A 20,102-nucleotide genomic window follows, 5' to 3' on the forward strand; every position below is an offset into this window, starting at 1 on the left:
TTAGTTATTGATCATGTTTCTGAGTATGCGAATTATTATCAATTATGCATATGGTTACTCATTGTCTAGTTTGATTTGTGTAACGTCACTGCAGCACGTATTGAGCGTACTACGCTGATTGTCTGTGTTTTCGTGTTGACAGTTTGGTACTAGGTAAAATCAACAAGACTATGATTTCAAGGAACATTTTATGTTAAAGAAACTACTAAGTTGTTGTATCACCTCCGCGCTCTGTTTTCATTCTTCTCTCGCTTTTTCGCAACCCAATGAGATTGCGGACAGTGCAGAGTTACAACAAGCTCCCGACACATTGCCTGCCACTTTGATGCTTGCACCGGACGACATCGCCATTGCAGATCGATATATAGTGGTATTTCAACAACCGCAAATGATGGCGAGCAGCTCACCGGAATTCGAGCAATTCACGCAACAGTCTGTAGACCGCATGTCTGGTTTGTATTCGATAAAAGTGGAGTCGGTTTTTGACCACTCGATAAGTGGATTTGTCGCTAACTTGAGTCCTGAGCAACTGAAAGATCTGCGTTCTGATCCTCGTGTGGACTACATTGAGCAAGACAGAATCCTATCGCTTGACCCAATAGTCTCGGCAGACGCAAATCAGACCAATGCCATTTGGGGACTAGACCGAATCGACCAACGTAACTTGCCACTCGATAACAACTACAGTGCCAACTTTGATGGAACTGGTGTAACGGCTTATGTTATCGATACTGGTGTGAACAATGCACACGTTGAGTTTGGTGGGCGCTCGGTTTCTGGGTATGACTTTGTCGATAATGATGCAGATGCAAGTGACTGTAATGGACACGGTACACACGTTGCGGGCACCATTGGCGGTAGCTTGTATGGTGTTGCGAAAAACGTCAACCTTGTCGGCGTGAGAGTATTGAGCTGTACCGGATCGGGTTCTACGTCTGGTGTTATTGCCGGTGTGGACTGGGTGGCTGCGAACGCTTCCGGACCTTCAGTCGCCAACATGAGTTTAGGTGGCGGTCAATCTGTTGCTCTAGATAGCGCAGTGCAAAGTGCGGTTCAATCAGGTGTCAGCTTTATGCTAGCAGCAGGTAACTCCAACGCCGATGCATGTAACTACTCTCCAGCACGCGTAGCTACAGGAGTGACTGTCGGTTCGACCACAAGCACGGATGCACGTTCGAGTTTTTCAAACTGGGGCAGTTGTGTGGACGTGTTTGCGCCAGGCTCACAAATCAAATCTGCGTGGTATGACGGTGGTTACAAAACCATTAGTGGTACATCGATGGCGACGCCACATGTAGCGGGTGTAGCAGCATTGTATCTTCAAGAAAACAGTTCACTGTCTCCAAGCCAAGTAGAGGACTTGATCGTTAGCCGCGCAACAAGCGGAAAGGTGACGGACACAAGAGGCAGCGTGAACAAGCTGCTTTATAGCTTAACGGATACTGATTGTGGCCAAGACTGTGGTGGCCCAGATCCAACACCGGACCCAGAAGGCAAGTTAACCTCGGGCGTGCCAGTGAGCGGTTTAAGTGGCTCAAGCGGTCAAGTCGCGTATTACTATGTTGATGTAGAAGCTGGGCAGCGCTTAACAGTACAAATGTATGGTGGCAGCGGTGATGCGGATTTGTATCTCCGTTTTGGTGCAAAACCGACACTGAATGCATGGGACTGCCGACCTTTCAAATACGGTAACAATGAAACATGTACGGTCAGCGCGACACAAAGTGGACGTTATCACGTCATGATTCAAGGTTACTCAAACTATAGCGGTGTCAGCATTCAAGCTAACTACTAGTTATTATTCTCGTTATTAAAAGAGAACAAAGCCCGCTTTTCGGTGGGCTTTGCTTTCGAGAATACTGCGTTTAATAGGTGGCGTTCGATGCTATTCAAACGCACCGGCCTTTTTCTTCAAGAACTCAACTCGAAGCGGCATCGAAGCTTTCTATTAGTTAGTACACCGCATAAGTCGGGTTCTCCAAGTCGTGTACATCAAATAGGATGCGAACTTAATCTCCTCGAGCTAACTCTTTCTCCATCATAAATCTTGGCATGATGGCAAACCCAAGATGATACAAAACAAATTCTTTACCGTGACCGCGGTTCTCACTTGCAATTTTAGGCTGTGAGACAAACGCGTGACCTGACCTTGGCTGTTGGTCATCGTGAACGATATGGTGGCTAATCCGAGAAGATTGTATCCACTCAAAACTCAGACCCTATACTGCACATGTTGATGGGCTGACAACGGTAACATTGGATGAAATGGGCCTTGAACCACGCAAGATCATTATAAATGGGAACTATTAGGCAAAGAGACGATCAAACGAGGTAAATTGGAATGGGGCAAAAACGTTACAAACCATACAGACACGCCACTGATATAAGTGTTCTAGTCCTTTTCTATTAAATTATTAATAACTAAGTATATTGTAAAGAGAGTTGTGGTCAGTTAGCACGAGCAGTAGGCTTGTGCTAGCTAGAGCGCCTGACATTGGGAGAGCACTAAACATAAACCTTGGATTCTGCTACCGTAAAGCCCATATTTAATTTGAGAGAGATGGATAATGAACGACAGTTGGGCTAACTTCTTTCCGTACTTTGCTGGAGCTTTTAAGCTTATTGTACTAGGTATTGGAGCCTACTTAGCTATTAAATGGCATTTTGATGAAGAGCGAAGAGTAAGGGAGGCCGAAGGCGTGGTATTCGATAAACCAAGCTTCAAGAAAAAGTTCGCAATGATGCTAACCTTCCCATTCCTTCTAGGTCTTCTAGTCCTTCTCGTTATTTATGCAACTAACTGGTTTCTCTACTGACGGAATTTATTGATACGATCAATGTTTAAGCTCTCAACGGGTTTGGAGCAAAAAAGAGTCAGCCTAACGGTCTGGCTCTTTTGATGAAAACACATGGTATCGTGGAATAACTAGGGAAGCTGTGGCAGGTTACACTCACTTACTCCTTAGGCAGGTGACCAGTTTCCTTCGCAAGCTTTTGCATCGCCTCGGCAAACGTTGTTGTCCCGCCTTTAGCTTTAACCTGTATTACCTTATACCCCATTTTTTCCAACGCTTGGCGCTCTGCCAAAACAGCTTTGTCATCTTGCTGGCTACCTTGAGCTGGCTGATGAATGTAACATCCCTCTAATTTACCATCTTCGACCAATTGGTGGTGTTTCAGTGCATCGATATCAAAATTCATAATAAGTCTTTTCATTAAAAGTGGGAGTTTCTGTGGCTAGTTACATACGCTTCAAAGGCTTCACGACATTATCTAAGCCTTCAATTTTGAGCGCTAAACACAGCTTGAGCAAATCCCCTAGTTCGCCGCTTGGCCAGCCCTTTTTATCGAACCACAGTAAGTATTCTTCAGGTAGGTCGATTAACACTCGCCCTGCATATTTCCCAAATGGCATTTGCATTCTAGCGAGTTTAATGAGGTTTTCTTTTTCTAACATAAGTGACAAAGATTTGAGGTAACTCGTCCAAGAATATCACTGCCGCCCTCTCCTCACCAGCAAATCGCACTCACGTTTATTTTGGCGGCTTTGACTCGCTTTGTGCTAGAGTACGCGGCATAAAAAATGAGAACGAGAAAGCAATGAAGTCACCTTGTCGAGCAGCATGTAAAAATAACGCCGGAATATGCTCTGGTTGTCACCGAACGATGGATGAAATCATCCAATGGAAAGACAAAACCGATCTCCAACGAGATACGATTATCGAACAAATCGCAGGGGAAGATTCAACGCACAATTGTCCTGAGTGCGGGACTCAAGCCTATTGTGATATCGCCGCAGGCAAAGAGACATGCTGGTGCTTTACTATTGAAACTCGTGATTTACCCAAGCCAAGCGCCAACCAGCTGTGTTTGTGCCGAAAATGTCTAGAAAAAAAGCCAGTCGCATAATACGACTGGCTTACTGTTCTGCGTTTTCTGACTGGTGTTTATTTAGCGGTTAAAGCGGGGGCTTCAAACCTAATACCATCCCACCCTGTTACCATAAAATTACGAATATTCTGGTGATCGCTATTCTCTGGATGCAGCAATACATCTTCACGATAAAAACGGCCAAAGCAGGCTAGTGTCGCTTCTTTGTCTAGGTTATTTAGCAAGCCGAAAGCGAAGATCTTACACGAACCGTTGTTCTCACCCGCGTTGTTTTGCGTCTCACCATTAACAAAAGCGGTTGGCTCAAACGTATAGCTTTCTTCGATCACCGCCATCGTTGCTTCAAATTCGACCTGCTCTGGTGAAGCTGCCAACAAATCTAAAAACGATTTTAATTCCATTATTCCTCTATCCCTACTTCATCATTTTGATGACACATTAGTTTCATAAAAAGCCAATATAAGAGTCATCAATCATACATATATTCAGAGCCTTACCAAATCACACGTCATTCAGCGTTCCATCATTCCAATTACGGAAATGGACAGAAGCATAAACCCCATGCTGATTGACAACGTATCGGATTGATAAGGAGATATCATGATCACCCCTTTAAAGGCAATCGGTGCACTCGCATTGTCATCACTTGCCATCGCGTGTTCATCACAACCCGAAGATACCGTGGCTTCATTCGCTACACAATGCAAACCTACCACTGCGCCCGTTGCTGGGGAAACTTCAATTCAAGGGTTAACGTTTATCGGGACATCCGTTGCTGATGCCCCATTCGACACATCGGCAGCTGAAATCGTCAGTTATGACGCCTGTACGGATAAGCTCTACGTGGTCAATGCTGAAGCAAAACGTGTCGATGTACTTTCTATGGATGACAACGGCGTACCAACGCAAACCGCATTCATTGATCTCAACAGCGCTGGCGAAGCAGCGGGCATTGAAATTGGCGCAGCAAACAGTGTCGCTGTATTCAATGGTTTGGTCGCGGTTGCGATTGAAAACAGTAATAAACAAGCGAATGGTATTGTTGGTTTGTACCGCTCCGAGGATTTGTCATTAGTCATGACTTTCCCAACAGGCGCATTGCCAGACATGGTTGGCTTCTCGAAAGATGGCCGATATATCGCAACCGCTAATGAGGGCGAACCAAACAGCGATTACAGCGTCGATCCTGAAGGTAGCGTCACTTTGATCGATCTGAACCTTGGCGTTGCTCAAGCAGAAGTGACACAAATTGGCTTTAACGAGTTTGATGGTTCACGAAAAGCAGATCTCCCAATGAATGTGCGTATTTCGGGGCCAAACGCCACCATCGCACAAGATCTAGAGCCTGAATACCTCACTTTTGCAGATAACGGTAAAATCTATGTCGCGCTACAAGAAAATAACGCCATGGCAATCGTCAATCCAGTGAGCAAATCGGTAGAAAAAATTGTTGGCTTAGGTGAGAAGTCTTGGTCGGACGCTAAACTCGATGCATCTAACAAAGACAAAATTATTGGAAACTTGAAAAGCTACCCACAACTGGTTGGCTTATTTATGCCTGACACGATCGACAGCTACTCAGTGGATGGGAGTACTTACATCGTATCTGCAAATGAAGGCGACGGGCGTGAGTACGGATTCAAAACCACTCAAGAACTGTGCGACAAAGCAGGCTTTATGTGGGATGAGGACGATTTCCTTGGTACAGATGAATACACATCCGAGCAAGGGACCTGTCTAAGCCATGTTGATGAAGTGCGCGGTAAGAAGCTGAAAGTAGCAGCAGAGCACCCACTGGCAGAAGCACTAAAAGACAACAAACAACTCGCGCGTTTAAAAGTGATTAAGCCGGAAAAAACGCTTTCTGCACAAGGTAATGTTCAAGCATTTGGCACGCGTTCATTCTCGATTTGGGATGAAAACGGCAAGTTGGTGTTCGATAGTGGTGACGATTTCGCGACTATCGCGCTGCTGAATGAAGGCAAGCACTTCAACAGCACCAACGACAACAATGACAGTGGCGATGACCGAAGTGATGATAAAGGCATTGAGCCAGAGGCGATTGAAGTAGCACAAATCAACGGTCACCATTACGTGTTCATCGGCTTAGAGCGCCAAGGCGGTATTATGATTTATGACATTACCGATCCGAAACAAGCACAGTTCCTACATTACGTAAACCGTCGCGATTACAATCAGCCAGTGTGTACACAAGTGGAAGATGGCGAATGCACGAACGACACATACAATCCAAAAGCAGGCGATTTAGGCCCAGAATCCATCAATTACTTTACCCGTAGTGGTGGTCATTTTATCGCTGTTGGCAATGAGGTATCGGGCACGACATCCGTCTTCCGAATCAATCTATAAAGTAATGTAAAAGTCATTTAGAACCAAAACGCCCGACGTAAGCCGGGCGTTTTTTGTATGAGGTAATGTCCTACTCTGCCGATGCTAGCGCGTCACATTTTGATGCGCAGATAAAATCGTTCTTATGCAGACCTTTGATCGAGTGACTCCACCAAGTTACGGTGACCTTACCCCACTCCAACAAAATAGAAGGATGATGGAACTCATCTTCTGCCAGTTCCGCGATTTTGTTACTGAAAGCCCATGCTTGTTTGAAGTTCTTAAATTTATACACCTTTTCTAGTTGAGGTATGTCTTCTCTTTCAATGATCTGCCAATCAGACAATTGCAGCAGCAGAGATTGTTGTTCTTCTTTGCTTAGTGCAATGGCATCGATACTACAAGCTTCGCATTTTTGTTCATTCAACATGAGCAGGTTCCTTTGGTTCAAAAAGTGGAGGAAGCAGTCCAGCTTCAATCGCTAGATCGGCTTGTTTCAATAAATTTAACTGACTGATTTTAAAGAGCTGAGAAAAGTCATCAATCACGTAGTACTTCGGTTGCATGATGTCGATACGATAAGGCGTTCTCAGCACAGTTTGTAATTCAAATGGGTCGCGAATTGCTACATCACTCTCTAATGCGTAGAGGGTTTCGCCAGGAGATGAGAGAATACCACCACCGTAAATTTTGGTTTTGTCCCCTTCTTTCACCAAGCCAAACTCTACGGTAAACCAGTAGAGGCGAGCGAGATAGGCTCTTTGTTTTGGGGTAGCGGCTTGCCCTAGTTGACCATAATGTTCGGTAAATGCAGCAAAATCTGGGTTGGTTAACATCGCACAATGACCAAATATTTCATGGAAGAAATCCGGCTCTTGCAAGTAATCGAACTCTTCTCTGGTACGCAAGAATGTGGCGACGGGAAAGCGCTTATTACCGAGCAGATTAAAAAAACGGTCAAAATCAATAAGCGCAGGAACGGGCTCCACTTGCCAACCTGTTGTCTCCATCAGGACACGATTAATTTCTGGCAATTGAGGAACGCGGTCTTGAGGTAAATCAAGCAGCGTTAAACCGTGTAAATAAGCCTTACAAGCTCTGTTTTGGATCACACCCATTTGTCGTGTTACCAAATCTCGCCAAATGGCGTCTTCTTCACGGCTCCATTCAACCCTGCCTTCCTGGTTTACGGGTTTAGAGCGATACTGAGTCATGGCACATCTCCATTAACAAATCCTTTACATTAAGCCTATCTTCAGTCTTAAGAGCTTCCAATCCCTACACGATTTTCTCAGTATCGACTCGATGTAACATATTGTTTACAACGCATCGTAACTGCATGATTTTTATGACACGATATAATATCTAGCTTGTTTGACTTTATCGTGTATTCCTCTCAAACTAAAATCTGTTACCACTTTGTTATAGAGGGACCTATGCGCGAGAGCAGCAAAGTATGGCAACCGAGCGAAAGTCGTATCGAAGAAGCCAACATCACACAGTTTATTGAACACATTAATCGACAAGGAAATACCATTGAAAACTTCGCCGATCTGCATCAATGGTCGCTCGATCATGTGGAAAAATTTTGGCAAGAAGTCTGGTTATTCTGCGACGTCATTGGTACTCAAGGAGAGACCGTAAAGGAGCAAGCAGAAAGTCGCTGGCAGCAACCCGTCGAAAATAGAGACATAAAATGGTTCCCAAACGCACAAATTAACTACGCAGAAAACTTGCTAACCTACGCGTGTCACCAACCCGATGATCTCGCGATTTGGTTTGAAAATGAACGTGAAGAAAAGCAAACCTACACATGGAAACAATTGTGTGAAGAAGTTTCGAGTGTCCAGCAATGGTTGAAAGAATGTGGAATCAAGCAAGGTGATGTCGTCGCTGGCTATTTGCCTCACTTACCTCAAACGGTGATAGCCATGTTAGCAACCACCAGTTTAGGGGCAACCTGGACTTCTACCTCACCTGATTTTGGCGTTGAAAGCGTTTTGGAGCGCTTTGGTCAAGTGAAACCTAAAATCCTGTTTACTTGTGATGGCTATACATTCAATGGCAAAACTTTCGATATGTCTGAGAAAAACCAGCATATTGCGGATCATCTTGATGGTCTTAAACAGGTTTGCCAAATTAGCTACCTGAAACCACACATTTTTGAATGCGACGTCTGCACTCAAGATTGGCAAAACGTCCTGAATCAATACACACCCGAAGCGCTGACTTTTACTCGTGTTAATTTTAACGATCCGCTATTTGTGCTCTATTCTTCAGGCACGACAGGCAAACCGAAATGCATCGTTCATTCCGTCGGTGGAACAGTGCTTAACCATTTAAAAGAGCACCAACTGCATTGCGACATTCAACCTAACGACAGAGTGTTTTATTACACGACCTGCGGTTGGATGATGTGGAACTGGCACGTTTCTTCACTCGCGAGCGGCGCATGTTTAGTAATTTTTGATGGTAGCCCTGTTTATCCCGCTCATAACGTGCTTTGGGACCTCGCTGAACAAGCCGAAGTGACGCTGTTTGGAACTTCGGCGAAATACCTAGAGGCATTGGAAAAAGTTTCTTTTTCTCCGCCGAAAAGTGATGCATTTCCAAGTCTGAAAACCATTTGTTCAACGGGCTCGGTTCTGTATCCAGAACAGTTTGATTATGTCTATCAGCACATTAAAGAAGATGTACACCTCGCCTCTATTTCAGGCGGGACAGACATTTGTGGCTGCTTTGTGTTAGGCAACCCTATTTCTCCCGTTTATCGAGGAGAGTGCCAATCAGCAGGGTTAGGGGTCGATGTCAGAGTCTTTAACCCGCAAGGTAATAGCGTAATCGGAGAGCGCGGTGAGTTGGTTTGTGCCAATTCATTGCCCAACTTCCCCGCTGGCTTTTGGAACGACACCGGGGAGAGATATCATCGTGCTTATTGGGATAAGTTCGACAATATTTGGCACCACGGCGACGATGTTGAACAAACCAGCGTTGGTGGATACGTGTTTTATGGTCGAAGTGATACCACGTTGAATCCCGGTGGCGTAAGAATCGGCACGGCCGAAATCTATCAGCAAGTGAACAGTATAGACGGTATTCTAGATTCCATCGCAGTAGGAAAAGAAGTCGATCGCAACGAACAAATATGGCTGTTTGTCCAATTAATGAAAGGGATAGAGCTCAACGACGAGATGATCGCCTCCATCAAAGCACAGCTAAAGTCTGCATGTTCTCCAAGGCATGTACCTAGTGCAATTTACGCAATAAGCGATATACCTAAGACCCGTTCGGGAAAATTGGTCGAGTTAGCCGTTAAGCAAGTCGTTAACAATCGGAGCGTAGAAAATTTAGGCGCAATAGCCAACCCTGAAGTGTTGGAGGAGATCCGCAGGATAGTCGCCCAAAAATAACCTCAGAACACTTGGTTGTTAGAGACCCACTTTGCTTACACCCCCAGCGACAGGTTGAAGAACAAGTGAGATTAACTTAGGCACATACCCTCAACCGATAAGAAAAAAGCGAGCTAGGTAGCTCGCTTTTATCATGTGGTGTTCTTTATTCAGTATTAACGGCGACCAAGCCCCATTAATACCGACATTGTTTTACCGTCAGATGTAATGTCAAAAACGTGTTGCGATTCAACCTCAGTAAAACCTGCATCTTTCAAAGCACGTTTAGACTTCTCAAGGGTAAAACCGTCTTGTTCAGATTCTGCAATCCAATCAAAATGAACAAAGTAACCGCCGTGGTTAAGTAAAGAATGCGAGATTTTTAATGACGCGTCTAAGTCTTCCACAAACGCTAAAACTGACGATGCAACTACTAGGTCAAACTGTCCACGAAACGCTGGATGCTGAGCGACCAAGCCGCGAGACAATGCATCTACGACAGGTTCTACATTGGCAAGCTCTTTTTTATCGAGTTCTTCAATCATGGCTTCCGATGCGTCTAATGCTACGATGTCTTTAACCATCGGTGACAATCGTTGACTTAACTGCCCTGTTCCGCATCCAAAATCTAGTACTTTAATGCCATCAAGCTGAGTTAGCTGTTGTAACTGCTCAAACACCGACTGCGCAAATTGCTCTGTTGCTGGATTTGATTCCCAGTTTTTTGCTAAGCCGTCCCAATCTTGTGCCATCGTGGCCTCCATGTTCACTTTTTGTAACCCACATAGATTACCGCAAAACCGTTAAAAGACCATAGACTTATCTGGCGGATTCGCGTTTTTTTCGATAATCTTTCACGGCTTTGGGAGCACATCTGCATAATACCCAAATTATTTGAATTCATTTATTGGTTGTGTCAAATCATGAACTTAACTCAAGTAGAAGCCTTCTGCACCATCGCTGAGTGTGGTTCTGTTTCTGAAGCAGCGAGGCAACTCGATTGTAATCGCACCAAACTCAGTATGTCGATTAAGGCTTTAGAGAAAGATCTCAACGTTGAGTTGTTTACCCGAACTGGCAACCAGCTCACTCTCTCTGAAGCTGGGAAAGCCATTTACAAAGATTGCGAACACCTACTTATCATCGCACAGCGGATAAGAAAAACCTGTGCTCAAATCTCGGAAGGTTTTAACGCGGAAGTTTGGGTTGCACGTGACGACTCCTTGCCTGATGATCTCTGGCAGGAGCTTTCTCATACACTGAATAACCGCTTCCCTTCCACAACCTTCAACTTAATCTTGGCATCCAGTGGCGACTTAGCCAACTTAGTCAGTACCCACCAAGTGGATTTTGCCTTTGGTGTTGATTATGAGCGCGTCGACGATCCTCGTATCGTGTATAACCCGCTAGGCAAGATACGTATGATGTCAGTATGCAGTGCAGAACATCGCCTAAGTAAGATGCGCCGAGTCTCAGACGAAGATCTGCGCAGCCAGATGCAAGCGTTGATGGTGTACCTAAATGAGAAAGACAACCCTGAACTGCAGCCTTTCTCGACTCGATACATTGGCTTTTCGAGTTTTGACTACATGCTCAACACCATCTTAGAAGAAGACGCTTGGGGTGTACTGCCAGAACCATTAATCCGCCATTACCTTCGCCAGCAAAAGCTCGCCGTTATCAAGCATACATACGGATTGACACAAGAAGACTACTGTATGTTTTCACCTAACGGTCAAACTGAGCACCCAGCAATGACATGGTTAGCGGATAAATTGAGCGAGTATTTATTTGACTTCTAAACATTTTATCAGTGAGCGCCAATTTTATTGGCACCAAGATCATGCAGCAAGTCATTGTTTTATAAGAGCATAAACAAAAACGCAACTTTTTAGATTAGAACCTGCTCACTTAGTGGTTGCCTAAATTACCTTATGCGAGAAGAATAGTAAGGTATTAAAATTTAAAGGCATCTTTTATGTGTGACAGGACAAGCAAAAACGAAAACCGTATTCTAACCATTTCAGCCCTTTTAGCATCTGGGTTCGCTGCTGGTGGTATGGTACTTGGCTTGCTTGTAGGATCAATTGTCATCGTTTTTGACGGTGTTTACTCTTTGGTCAGCTTACTGTTAACTTTATTGTCACTGGCCGCTTCCTACTATATTAACAAGCCCTCAAAATCTGTATTCCCATTTGGAAAAGCGGTCTTAGAGCCAATCGTTATTGCGATAAAAGCGGCTGTCATTTTAGTGGTTGTAAGCTTTTCTCTTTACTCTGCAATTTCAGCATTGATGTCCGGAGGCCGTGAAGTCGATGCTTCTATTGCCACTCTATTCGGCATCGTAAACGTCATCGGTTGTGGTTACGCTTGGTGGTTTATGGCGAAACGCAGCCGTCGCTTCTCATCAGGCTTGATTGAAGCAGAGAAAAAACAGTGGCAGATGGATACGCTATTAAGTGTGGCAGTGACGGTAGGGTTTGTTGCTGCTTGGGCTGTATCACTAACGCCATTCGCTGAATATGCGGTTTATGCCGATCCTATGATGATGGTGCTAATGGGCTTCTACTTTCTGAAAGTTCCTTTTGATATGTTGGTTGGTGCACTACGTGAGCTACTAATGATGACACCAAGCAAAGAGCTATGTCAGGTCGTTGGCAATGATGTACTAGAGATAGAAAAAACATCTGACCACCAGCTGAAGTTAGCGGGTATCACTAAAGTGGGCCAAGAGCTTCGTATTAACATCGATTTGCACGTCGATGACGACACCATCGCATTAGATAAGTTGGAACAAACTCGTACTCAGTTAACGAAACGTCTGTCGAAGCACAGATTCAAACTGCAACTCCATTTAAACGTCGCAAACTGTTAGAACACTAAAGAAAAAACCAAAAAGCACCTAAATTGAATGTTTTGTCTTTACTAAAATGAAAAAACCGCCAATTACGACGGTTTTTTCATATCTGGATTAAACTATACCTTTGAAGTCTACTCGGCCAATTACGCGATTTACGTATTGGAAAATTTGGATTGGAGCCGAAGCTTGTTCTAGGTGGATTGGAATGTTGGCAGCTCGATAACTTACATCATTCTTAAACCCATACTTTTCAACCAACTCGTTATCGATAAGCCGATGAATGAGAGCCGTTGCTGAGTGAGTATTTAACCCTATTTTCTTGGAAATATCATCTGCATTGAGCCCAAAGTGCTTACCCTTGTATATCCGGCCACGAACCAATTCGTGATATAGAGCGATCGTCGCGTTCTTCAAAGTCTTTGTGTCTAATAAGCCAAGCATATATAACCTTATCTAGTATTCGTATTAAGTTAGACCTTTGAAGTCTACTCGGGCAATTGCGCGCTTAACGTATTGGAAAATGCTGTTTGGAGAAGATGTTTCGTCTAAATAAATCGGGACATTAACAGCTCGATAGCAAACCACATCCAAAAAATCGTATTCTTCGACCAATCCGCTTGCGACAAGCCGATGAATGAGGCTGCGCGATGAGAACAAGTTGAGTCCTGTCTTTTCTGATATATCATCTGCGCTGAGTCCGTAATGCGTTCCCTCATGTATGCGTCCACGTACCAATTCTTGATATAGATTCGTCGCTATATTCTTTAAAGCTTTTCTTTTGAAGAAGCCAAACATATCCACCTCTTGCGTTGTTGCATCAAAACTTTAAGGACTGCGATTGTCCACATAATTGCATATCCAATCCTTGCAGTTCGTCACTATTTGCAATTGGTCGCAATAGAAAATAATGATCCTCGGGAATAGCAATTTTAGTTGCGTTTTAAGGGGAGTAAGTCGGTATTATTTTTTGATAATCTGGATTCAATGAGGTGAAAAAATCTTGAACTGAATCACTGTTTTAAAAGCCGAAATTGTGAAAAATCCCGCTCCGTCAGTTGGCCGTTGTAGGAATGCCACCCATCCGAAACAACGCTAACAATAATAAAAACTGACTCCCGCTTCTCGTAGGCAATACTGGCTGTATGAAACATTTTCAAAAAGTTTCACGGCATGAGCAAAAAGATAGCGGGAGTTAGCCCCCCACCAGCAAAACCCACTGATTTCATTAAAGTAGTAGAGCTAATCGAAAAGTTAGATTCAATTAAGTATGGGTTTGATAACCGTGGTAATAGTTAGCAGTGTTAAACCACCAGAGCGGTGGATTTTTTGTGCCTAATTTTTTGCTAACCTAACATCATAAATCAGTTACACCTCAGAACGGCCGGAGCGTTTTCGGTTGCAGATGCTACTTACCTTAAGACACCTATCTCACCTTGGTAACTGATGCTTACTTTAGGAAAATGGCCGGATGCCCGTCTGATAACAACATGAAGGTTCAATCAGTCCAGCCGGGAGGCATCTATCAAAGCCTTCAAGAGCAGTAAGAGCATTAATCACTCAGATAATTTTGGTTTAACCTGCTGCTTCACGCTTCTCCTTGGTGACTACCCAACAAAGCAAAGAGCCCACCGTAACCATCACAACCCCCTGCCAAAAACTCGGACTCAACGTCACACCAAGAATAATGGAAGAAAATAGCGCAGAGAAAATGGGCGTAAAGTAAGAAAGTGTCGCGAGAAAGACCATGTTTCCGCCAACAATCGCGATGTTCCACAAACCATAACCACCAGCCATCAACGCCGCTGAAGCAAAAAGGTAGCCCATTGCTTCCCATGAAAAAGTCATCTCTGGCTCATCAGCAAACGCATATTTCACCCATAACGAAACAGCAGTAGCAATGAAAAACAACGTAATCGCGTTATGCTTGGATTGCTGCCTCTGGGTTAAATTACAATAAAAGGCCCATATAACTGCTCCTGCGAAAGCCATAAAGTACACCAAAGGGTTACTACTGACATTGGACATAATCTGAGTAACGGATAAGCCATTCTCACCACTCACCGTCCACGCGACTCCGATAAACGCCAGCGCAACCGCTGGATAAAGCAGCCAGTTTGTTTTTTTGTTACTGCCTAAAACCGCAAACAAAACGGTGAGTGCTGGCCAAAGGTAATTGACAATCGACACCTCAATAGCCTGCGCACGCGAGTTGGAATATCCCAGAGATAAAGCGAGAAATATTTCATAACAAACGAACATCGCGCCACCAAGCACGAGATACTTTGGAGAAAAGTACGATAACTTCGGAATGCCAACTACGATAAGAAGGAAAATAGAACTGAGAGAGTACAACATGGCCGCCCCGCCCACGGGACCTAGGCTCTCGGTTACCAACCTGGCAATGCCAAGTAAACAACTCCAAGAGAGGATGGCAATACAACCATAAAGTGTGAAACGAAATTGCACTGATTTCATGTGACCTACCACTCACGAATGCCAAAGGAAACATCAGCTTAACTCAAAAATGATCAGGTTCAACGTACTGTTTTATAAAAATCAGTATAAAAATCACTCCATTACGCAGTTGGAGTCGATATGAAACATTTTCTGCCCTCGAGTGTTATGCTTACACCTTTTGTTGTGCGCTACTATGATGAAGAAGACGACGATAGCGAAATCGCCGAAACTGATTCGAGCACTCAACATCTAAAAGAAACAGAGCAACAAACGGAAACCTCAGACTAAAGGAATTCTCAAATGAAAAAAGTCGCAGTTATCTTCAGTGGTTCAGGTGTTTACGATGGCACAGAACTACATGAAGCCGTATTAGCACTCCATGCCATTGAAAAAGAAGGTGCATCATGGCATTGCTTTGCTCCTAACATCGATCAATTACACGTGATTAATCATCTAACTGGCGAAGAGATGGACGAAACACGAAATGTGTTGGTGGAATCTGCACGCCTTGCACGTGGCAATATTGATGATGTTGCAAGATTGAATCCAGATGAGTTTGATGCCCTACTCTTACCTGGCGGTTTTGGTGCCGCTAAAAATCTCACTGACTTCGCAGTATCAGGAGCTGAGTGCTCGATTAATACACACGTAGCTCAAGCATGTCGCGCATTCGCTCATGCGAAAAAGCCAGCAGGTTATCTGTGTATTTCACCTGTCATTATTCCGATGATTTATGATCAAGGCGTGAAAGGCACCGTAGGCAACGATGAAGCGATCTCGATAGCATTTAATCAAATGGGCGGTGAGCACATCACTTGCTCTGTCGAGGATATCGTTTTTGATGAAACACACCTCGTTCTATCAACCCCAGCTTATATGTTGGCAGAGAATATCTCTCAAGCGGCATCAGGTATCGAAAAGTTAGTATCAAAGCTGATTGATATTGCCTAATTATTGATAGATAACTTATAAACCTACCTCCCATCCCCATTGATAGTTAAGTTATTAATGGGGATTTTTTATACTTTAGTCTAATTTAGAGATATATCCGTATTAGATATCAATTTTTGCCAATCGATTGCGTCACTGGTTTCATATTTGTTCTACTTTATATCTGTGTTGCACCTATACGCTGTGCAACAAGATCACTGTCACAGTTTTTCTCTTGCAAATACCTCTAAATAGGTAAACTTGCTTCAGATCAACTTCAATCTGGAAACGAGTGTGCGACAGTAAATGGCAAATTAAGAAAGATTATTAAAAATAACGACGGAGCTATCCAATATGACAAGTGCATTTTTTATCCCTACGGTAAACCTAATGGGCGCTGGTTGTTTAAAAGACGCAGCAGACAGCATCCAATCTCAAGGCTTTAAAAAAGGTTTGATCGTTACGGATAAGATCCTTAACCAAATCGGTGTAGTCAAACAAGTTCAAGACCTTCTCACTGAACGCGACGTAGCAACCGTTGTGTACGATGGCACTCAACCAAACCCTACTATCACCAACGTTAATGATGGCTTAGCTTTATTAAAAGAAAACGAATGTGACTTCGTTATCTCACTCGGAGGCGGCTCACCGCACGATTGTGCAAAAGGTATCGCTTTAGTAGCGTCAAACGGCGGCAAGATCGGCGATTACGAAGGCGTTGACCAATCCGCAAAACCAATGCTGCCTCTCGTATCAATCAACACAACGGCTGGTACTGCTTCTGAAATGACGCGTTTCTGCATCATCACAGATGAAGAGCGCCACATTAAGATGGCGATTGTGGACAAACACACAACACCATTGATGTCAGTGAATGATCCCGAGTTGATGCTTGCTAAACCTGCGTCTCTTACTGCCGCAACAGGTATGGATGCGCTAACACACGCAATCGAAGCTTACGTATCTATCGCTGCGACACCAATTACCGACGCGGTAGCAATCAAAGCAATTGAACTGATTCAAGCTCACCTTCGCACAGCAGTGAAAAACGGTGAAAACCTTGAAGCTCGCGAGCAAATGGCATACGCACAGTTCATGGCAGGTATGGCATTCAACAACGCATCTCTTGGTTACGTTCACGCAATGGCGCACCAACTAGGCGGCTTCTACGACCTGCCACACGGTGTATGTAACGCGATTCTTCTACCTCACGTACAACGTTACAATGCGCAAGTATGTCCAGAGCGTTTACGTGACGTTGCTAAAGCAATGGGTGTTGATGTTGAAGGTATGTCAGCAGAGCAAGGTGCTGCGGCGGCCATTGATGCTATCGTTGAGCTTGCTAAAGATGTCGGCATCCCATCAGGCATTAAAGAGCTTGGTGCGAAGCTAGAAGATATCCCAACCTTAGCGGACAACGCGCTAAAAGACGCTTGTGGTTTCACTAACCCGAAACAAGCAACGCACGAAGAGATCTCTAAGATCTTCGAAGAAGCGATGTAGGCTCGCTAAGTAAACAATTCTCTAGTCTTAATTCAATCCCCGATCTCGTATTGGGGATTTTTTATATTCGCATACCCTGCCAAACGTCCTCTTTTAGTGTTAGCTTTTAAGTATCTTGGATTCATATTGGAAGGAACCATGAGAACGATCACTGCGACCCTACTCGCTTGCCTAGCTTTTTCTATCGATGCTGCGGACTATCGTGCCAATGAGGTTGCCAATGGGTTTCACATCCCATGGGGAATTGAATTTCTCGATAAGCAACAAATGATCGTGAATGAAAAAAACGGCACCGTTTCATTACTTAATATTGCTTCGGGAAAACAGCAAACCCTCTTCAAAGTACCGAATGTGAACACCAGTGGGCAAGCTGGTTTATTAGATGTAGCTCTAGTGCCGAATACCGCTCCACAAAATCCACAACTTTTCTTTACTTACAGCAAACGTACCGATAAAGGAAATACTGTGGCATTAGCGACCGCACAATTGAAAAACAATCAACTTGTGGATTGGAAAGACGTCTTTGTCGCCGACGCCATCACGGACACCAGCCGTCATTACGGCAGCCGTATTGCGTTTGTCGATGACAAGGTTTACTTCTCAATTGGGGACCGTGGCGAACGTGATAATGGGCAAGACACTCAAACCCATGCAGGCACTATTCTTCGCCTCAACCTTGATGGCTCGGTACCACAAGATAATCCATTCAAGACTTCTGAGGCTCGCCCTGAAATATGGAGTTACGGGCACCGTAACCCACAAGGCATGTTTTACGACGAAGCAACAAAACAGCTTTGGTCGATTGAGCATGGCCCTCGTGGTGGTGATGAAATCAACCTGATTAGGAAAGGTGCAAACTACGGCTGGGCAAAAGTCTCTCAGGGTAAAGAGTATTGGGGACCGTTAGACGTTGGAGAAGCGAAAAGCTTACCGAATATGGAAGACCCAAAGTTGGTTTATATTCCGTCTATCGCGCCAAGCAATATGGTGGTGTATCGTGGTGATAAGTACCCAGAGTTGGATGGAAAAATCCTCGCCGGTGCCTTGAAGCTGGCGCACATCAACGTGGTTTCTATTGAGAATGGCAAGCTCACCGAATCAAAAAGATTGATGGAGAATCTTGGCGAGCGAGTCAGAGATATCACCATCAGTCCGGATGGCTATGTCTATTTTTCAACAGATACAGGCAAAATTTTCCGTCTTGAAGAGAAGTGATCAAACACCAACATCATTGAGACTATTTAATTTGTGACGTATCAGTGATTTATTTTCGTACAAGTAACACGTTTGAATCTAAAATTAACAATAAACTTTTGTTTTTAGAAAGATAGCTTGGTGTAAGTCGTACGAGGTCATCATGGTTCCTTTTCCATTAAAACTTGAAAGAGTCAAAGCCGTTATTTTCGACTTAGACAATACACTCGTCAGCTCCGATATGAACTTCAAAGATCTTCGTCAGCAACTAGGCTGTCCACAAAACGAAGATTTATTGGATTTTGTTGATAAGCTTGACCATCCACATCAGAGGGAGCATGCCCATAATGTCATCTTTGATCATGAAATTTCTGATGCTGAGCAGTCATCTCCGATGCTGGGTTGCCACGAGCTTTTGTCATACTTACATCAGCATAAAGTTAAAACCGCGATAGTAACGCGCAACTGTTTGATCGCTACGCAGCGTAAGTTAGAACATAACCGAATCAATGTTGAACATGTTCTCACTCGTGAATGCTACCCAGCAAAACCTGATCCTTTATCACTCCAAGTCCTCGCCAAAGAGTGGCGATTAATGCCAGATGAAGTACTTTATGTCGGCGATTTCCTTTATGACCTACAAGCCGCATACAACGCCCAAATGCCATCCTGCTTGGTTCACCACAATACGACAGCACAATTCCACGACTCCGCCTCTCTTGCTGTAACAGAACTGACCGATTTACTCGAACATTTTCAGTCTTTTAAGCACATTCACGACTAACTAGGTACTTTCATAAACAAAAGGAGCACTCGCGTGCTCCTTTGACTTATTCCCGATTTATTTATGCGTCCCCAAGTGAGTGCTTGGGTGATGCGTCGCTTAGCCTTGTAGGTAAGCGTTAAGCATCCACATTAATTTTTCTTGCTCACGGATGTAGTCACCCATCAATGCTGCGGTACCTTCATCGCCTGCTTCACCCGCGTTTTGTAGAATCTCACGCTGTTTTAGAAGTAGAACGCTAAAGCCTTGAACCAGACCTTGTACACACTCCTTACCAGAAGTCGCGTTTTGATGTTCTTTAATTTCACTTGCTTCCAAGTAGTGGCTGAATGCGTGCGCTGGTGTATGACCCAAGGTAAGAATACGCTCTGCAAGCTCATCGATTTTGGTTTGTAGATCCGTATAGATCTCTTCAAATTTTACGTGCAGTTCGAAGAATTGCTGACCTTTGATGTTCCAGTGGTAACCGCGTGAGTTCATGTACAACACTTGGTAATGCGCTAGTAGTTGATTTAGCTGTTGAGCTAGTTGTGCTGATTGTTCGCTGTCTAGACCAATTAGGCTTACTTGTTTGTTCATAATCTTACTCCTAGAAGGATGATACCAATCGTAGTAACGAACGATTCTCTTACTCAGATCGGTATAAAGTTTAAAAATTCTTTTGCAGTATTTGCTGCCGATGGAGTCATATTACGACTCCGGCTCGGTGAAGAAAATTTGGTTTTAGCTATGATTTAAATAGCTA

Annotated in this window: 22 protein-coding genes; 12 read left to right on the forward strand and 10 right to left on the reverse strand. The window is 44.1% G+C overall.

What is annotated here, in order from left to right; translation table 11 throughout:
* The first annotated feature begins 190 nt into the window (after positions 1–190).
* Complete coding sequence (locus ACWPOD_RS04775) at positions 191–1,795, forward strand: S8 family peptidase (protein ID WP_456231604.1); 1,605 nt, start codon at positions 191–193, stop codon at positions 1,793–1,795.
* A gap of 772 nt (positions 1,796–2,567) precedes the next feature.
* Positions 2,568–2,816 carry a hypothetical protein gene (locus ACWPOD_RS04780; protein ID WP_046873682.1) on the forward strand — a complete coding sequence of 83 codons (249 nt, stop codon included), beginning with the start codon at positions 2,568–2,570 and terminating at the stop codon, positions 2,814–2,816.
* A gap of 139 nt (positions 2,817–2,955) precedes the next feature.
* On the opposite strand, the gene ACWPOD_RS04785 is transcribed toward ACWPOD_RS04780, so the two are convergent.
* Together ACWPOD_RS04785 and ACWPOD_RS04790 are read right to left on the reverse strand one after the other, a co-directional pair.
* A complete protein-coding gene (locus tag ACWPOD_RS04785; protein WP_046873683.1) occupies positions 2,956–3,201 on the reverse strand; it encodes a hypothetical protein in 246 nt (81 codons plus the stop codon).
* A gap of 40 nt (positions 3,202–3,241) precedes the next feature.
* Entirely contained in the window at positions 3,242–3,457 is a 216-nt protein-coding gene (locus ACWPOD_RS04790; RefSeq protein WP_182031658.1) for a DUF3820 family protein, read from the reverse strand.
* Between the two features lie 143 nt (positions 3,458–3,600).
* Here ACWPOD_RS04790 and ACWPOD_RS04795 point away from each other — a divergent pair, with 143 nt between their 5' ends.
* Complete coding sequence (locus ACWPOD_RS04795; protein ID WP_182035741.1) at positions 3,601–3,909, forward strand: cysteine-rich CWC family protein; 309 nt, start codon at positions 3,601–3,603, stop codon at positions 3,907–3,909.
* 38 nt (positions 3,910–3,947) lie between these two features.
* Here the strand turns inward: ACWPOD_RS04795 and ACWPOD_RS04800 are convergent, their stop codons facing one another.
* Positions 3,948–4,292, reverse strand: a complete 345-nt coding sequence (locus ACWPOD_RS04800; RefSeq protein WP_182035742.1) for a HopJ type III effector protein — start codon at positions 4,290–4,292, stop codon at positions 3,948–3,950.
* Positions 4,293–4,491: 199 nt separating this feature from the next.
* On the opposite strand from ACWPOD_RS04800, the gene ACWPOD_RS04805 reads away from it, so the two are divergent.
* On the forward strand, positions 4,492–6,261 hold the full coding sequence (locus tag ACWPOD_RS04805; RefSeq protein WP_456231605.1) for a choice-of-anchor I family protein: 1,770 nt from the start codon (positions 4,492–4,494) through the stop codon (positions 6,259–6,261).
* 70 nt (positions 6,262–6,331) lie between these two features.
* Here ACWPOD_RS04805 and ACWPOD_RS04810 read toward each other — a convergent pair whose 3' ends face one another.
* Together ACWPOD_RS04810 and phhA are read right to left on the reverse strand one after the other, a co-directional pair.
* Positions 6,332–6,670 carry a 4a-hydroxytetrahydrobiopterin dehydratase gene (locus ACWPOD_RS04810; protein WP_005375563.1) on the reverse strand — a complete coding sequence of 113 codons (339 nt, stop codon included), beginning with the start codon at positions 6,668–6,670 and terminating at the stop codon, positions 6,332–6,334.
* Positions 6,660–7,454, reverse strand: a complete 795-nt coding sequence (gene phhA / locus ACWPOD_RS04815) for a phenylalanine 4-monooxygenase (protein ID WP_005391119.1) — start codon at positions 7,452–7,454, stop codon at positions 6,660–6,662. The genes ACWPOD_RS04810 and phhA overlap by 11 nt, the downstream gene beginning before the upstream one ends.
* 222 nt (positions 7,455–7,676) lie before the next feature.
* Between phhA and ACWPOD_RS04820 the strand changes: the two genes are divergently transcribed.
* A complete protein-coding gene (locus ACWPOD_RS04820; RefSeq protein ID WP_456231606.1) occupies positions 7,677–9,650 on the forward strand; it encodes an acetoacetate--CoA ligase in 1,974 nt (657 codons plus the stop codon).
* Positions 9,651–9,805: 155 nt separating this feature from the next.
* Here the strand turns inward: ACWPOD_RS04820 and ACWPOD_RS04825 are convergent, their stop codons facing one another.
* Positions 9,806–10,381, reverse strand: coding sequence for a class I SAM-dependent DNA methyltransferase (locus tag ACWPOD_RS04825; RefSeq protein ID WP_193621616.1), 576 nt, complete (start codon positions 10,379–10,381; stop codon positions 9,806–9,808).
* Between the two features lie 171 nt (positions 10,382–10,552).
* On the opposite strand from ACWPOD_RS04825, the gene ACWPOD_RS04830 reads away from it, so the two are divergent.
* Both ACWPOD_RS04830 and ACWPOD_RS04835 read left to right on the forward strand, forming a co-directional pair.
* Positions 10,553–11,431 (forward strand): LysR family transcriptional regulator, encoded by an 879-nt coding sequence (locus ACWPOD_RS04830; RefSeq protein WP_006742040.1) that lies wholly within the window; start codon positions 10,553–10,555, stop codon positions 11,429–11,431.
* A gap of 176 nt (positions 11,432–11,607) precedes the next feature.
* Entirely contained in the window at positions 11,608–12,504 is an 897-nt protein-coding gene (locus tag ACWPOD_RS04835) for a cation diffusion facilitator family transporter (RefSeq protein ID WP_046873689.1), read from the forward strand.
* 96 nt (positions 12,505–12,600) lie between these two features.
* Here the strand turns inward: ACWPOD_RS04835 and ACWPOD_RS04840 are convergent, their stop codons facing one another.
* From ACWPOD_RS04840 to yddG, 3 genes are all read right to left on the reverse strand, one after another.
* On the reverse strand, positions 12,601–12,930 hold the full coding sequence (locus tag ACWPOD_RS04840; protein WP_395202982.1) for a hypothetical protein: 330 nt from the start codon (positions 12,928–12,930) through the stop codon (positions 12,601–12,603).
* 24 nt (positions 12,931–12,954) lie between these two features.
* The gene (locus tag ACWPOD_RS04845; protein WP_256949658.1) at positions 12,955–13,284 is read right to left on the reverse strand and encodes a hypothetical protein; all 330 of its coding nucleotides are present in this window, start codon (positions 13,282–13,284) and stop codon (positions 12,955–12,957) included.
* Positions 13,285–14,061: 777 nt separating this feature from the next.
* Positions 14,062–14,964: an aromatic amino acid DMT transporter YddG gene (yddG, locus tag ACWPOD_RS04850; RefSeq protein ID WP_048625236.1), complete on the reverse strand. Its 903-nt coding sequence runs from the start codon at positions 14,962–14,964 to the stop codon at positions 14,062–14,064.
* Positions 14,965–15,084: 120 nt separating this feature from the next.
* Here yddG and ACWPOD_RS04855 point away from each other — a divergent pair, with 120 nt between their 5' ends.
* The 5 genes from ACWPOD_RS04855 to ACWPOD_RS04875 all read left to right on the forward strand — a co-directional run bounded on the left by ACWPOD_RS04855 (position 15,085) and on the right by ACWPOD_RS04875 (position 19,357).
* Positions 15,085–15,234, forward strand: a complete 150-nt coding sequence (locus ACWPOD_RS04855) for a hypothetical protein (RefSeq protein WP_006742043.1) — start codon at positions 15,085–15,087, stop codon at positions 15,232–15,234.
* A 12-nt stretch (positions 15,235–15,246) separates the two neighbouring features.
* Entirely contained in the window at positions 15,247–15,897 is a 651-nt protein-coding gene (gene elbB / locus ACWPOD_RS04860; RefSeq protein ID WP_046873691.1) for an isoprenoid biosynthesis glyoxalase ElbB, read from the forward strand.
* Positions 15,898–16,230: 333 nt separating this feature from the next.
* A complete protein-coding gene (gene yiaY, locus ACWPOD_RS04865; protein WP_005391135.1) occupies positions 16,231–17,379 on the forward strand; it encodes an L-threonine dehydrogenase in 1,149 nt (382 codons plus the stop codon).
* 138 nt (positions 17,380–17,517) lie between these two features.
* Positions 17,518–18,594 (forward strand): PQQ-dependent sugar dehydrogenase, encoded by a 1,077-nt coding sequence (locus ACWPOD_RS04870; RefSeq protein ID WP_432607103.1) that lies wholly within the window; start codon positions 17,518–17,520, stop codon positions 18,592–18,594.
* Between the two features lie 142 nt (positions 18,595–18,736).
* On the forward strand, positions 18,737–19,357 hold the full coding sequence (locus ACWPOD_RS04875; RefSeq protein ID WP_456231607.1) for an HAD family hydrolase: 621 nt from the start codon (positions 18,737–18,739) through the stop codon (positions 19,355–19,357).
* Positions 19,358–19,456: 99 nt separating this feature from the next.
* On the opposite strand, the gene ACWPOD_RS04880 is transcribed toward ACWPOD_RS04875, so the two are convergent.
* Positions 19,457–19,936 (reverse strand): Dps family protein, encoded by a 480-nt coding sequence (locus tag ACWPOD_RS04880; RefSeq protein ID WP_048625240.1) that lies wholly within the window; start codon positions 19,934–19,936, stop codon positions 19,457–19,459.
* Between the last annotated feature and the right edge of the window lie 166 nt (positions 19,937–20,102).

This window comes from Vibrio sp. JZG120 (assembly GCF_053890955.1).

Bases quoted from the DNA above. Each gene is read 5' to 3' on its own strand.
- ACWPOD_RS04825 (WP_193621616.1), bottom strand. From the start codon at position 10,381: ATGGCACAAGATTGGGACGGCTTAGCAAAAAACTGGGAATCAAATCCA.
- ACWPOD_RS04840 (WP_395202982.1), bottom strand. From the start codon at position 12,930: ATGCTTGGCTTATTAGACACAAAGACTTTGAAGAACGCGACGATCGCT.
- yddG (WP_048625236.1), bottom strand. From the start codon at position 14,964: ATGAAATCAGTGCAATTTCGTTTCACACTTTATGGTTGTATTGCCATC.
- ACWPOD_RS04820 (WP_456231606.1), top strand. From the start codon at position 7,677: ATGCGCGAGAGCAGCAAAGTATGGCAACCGAGCGAAAGTCGTATCGAA.
- ACWPOD_RS04845 (WP_256949658.1), bottom strand. From the start codon at position 13,284: ATGTTTGGCTTCTTCAAAAGAAAAGCTTTAAAGAATATAGCGACGAAT.
- ACWPOD_RS04855 (WP_006742043.1), top strand. From the start codon at position 15,085: ATGAAACATTTTCTGCCCTCGAGTGTTATGCTTACACCTTTTGTTGTG.
- ACWPOD_RS04870 (WP_432607103.1), top strand. From the start codon at position 17,518: ATGAGAACGATCACTGCGACCCTACTCGCTTGCCTAGCTTTTTCTATC.
- ACWPOD_RS04880 (WP_048625240.1), bottom strand. From the start codon at position 19,936: ATGAACAAACAAGTAAGCCTAATTGGTCTAGACAGCGAACAATCAGCA.
- ACWPOD_RS04790 (WP_182031658.1), bottom strand. From the start codon at position 3,457: ATGTTAGAAAAAGAAAACCTCATTAAACTCGCTAGAATGCAAATGCCA.
- ACWPOD_RS04795 (WP_182035741.1), top strand. From the start codon at position 3,601: ATGAAGTCACCTTGTCGAGCAGCATGTAAAAATAACGCCGGAATATGC.
- ACWPOD_RS04875 (WP_456231607.1), top strand. From the start codon at position 18,737: ATGGTTCCTTTTCCATTAAAACTTGAAAGAGTCAAAGCCGTTATTTTC.
- yiaY (WP_005391135.1), top strand. From the start codon at position 16,231: ATGACAAGTGCATTTTTTATCCCTACGGTAAACCTAATGGGCGCTGGT.
- ACWPOD_RS04810 (WP_005375563.1), bottom strand. From the start codon at position 6,670: ATGTTGAATGAACAAAAATGCGAAGCTTGTAGTATCGATGCCATTGCA.
- phhA (WP_005391119.1), bottom strand. From the start codon at position 7,454: ATGACTCAGTATCGCTCTAAACCCGTAAACCAGGAAGGCAGGGTTGAA.
- ACWPOD_RS04780 (WP_046873682.1), top strand. From the start codon at position 2,568: ATGAACGACAGTTGGGCTAACTTCTTTCCGTACTTTGCTGGAGCTTTT.
- ACWPOD_RS04800 (WP_182035742.1), bottom strand. From the start codon at position 4,292: ATGGAATTAAAATCGTTTTTAGATTTGTTGGCAGCTTCACCAGAGCAG.
- ACWPOD_RS04785 (WP_046873683.1), bottom strand. From the start codon at position 3,201: ATGAATTTTGATATCGATGCACTGAAACACCACCAATTGGTCGAAGAT.
- elbB (WP_046873691.1), top strand. From the start codon at position 15,247: ATGAAAAAAGTCGCAGTTATCTTCAGTGGTTCAGGTGTTTACGATGGC.
- ACWPOD_RS04775 (WP_456231604.1), top strand. From the start codon at position 191: ATGTTAAAGAAACTACTAAGTTGTTGTATCACCTCCGCGCTCTGTTTT.
- ACWPOD_RS04805 (WP_456231605.1), top strand. From the start codon at position 4,492: ATGATCACCCCTTTAAAGGCAATCGGTGCACTCGCATTGTCATCACTT.
- ACWPOD_RS04830 (WP_006742040.1), top strand. From the start codon at position 10,553: ATGAACTTAACTCAAGTAGAAGCCTTCTGCACCATCGCTGAGTGTGGT.
- ACWPOD_RS04835 (WP_046873689.1), top strand. From the start codon at position 11,608: ATGTGTGACAGGACAAGCAAAAACGAAAACCGTATTCTAACCATTTCA.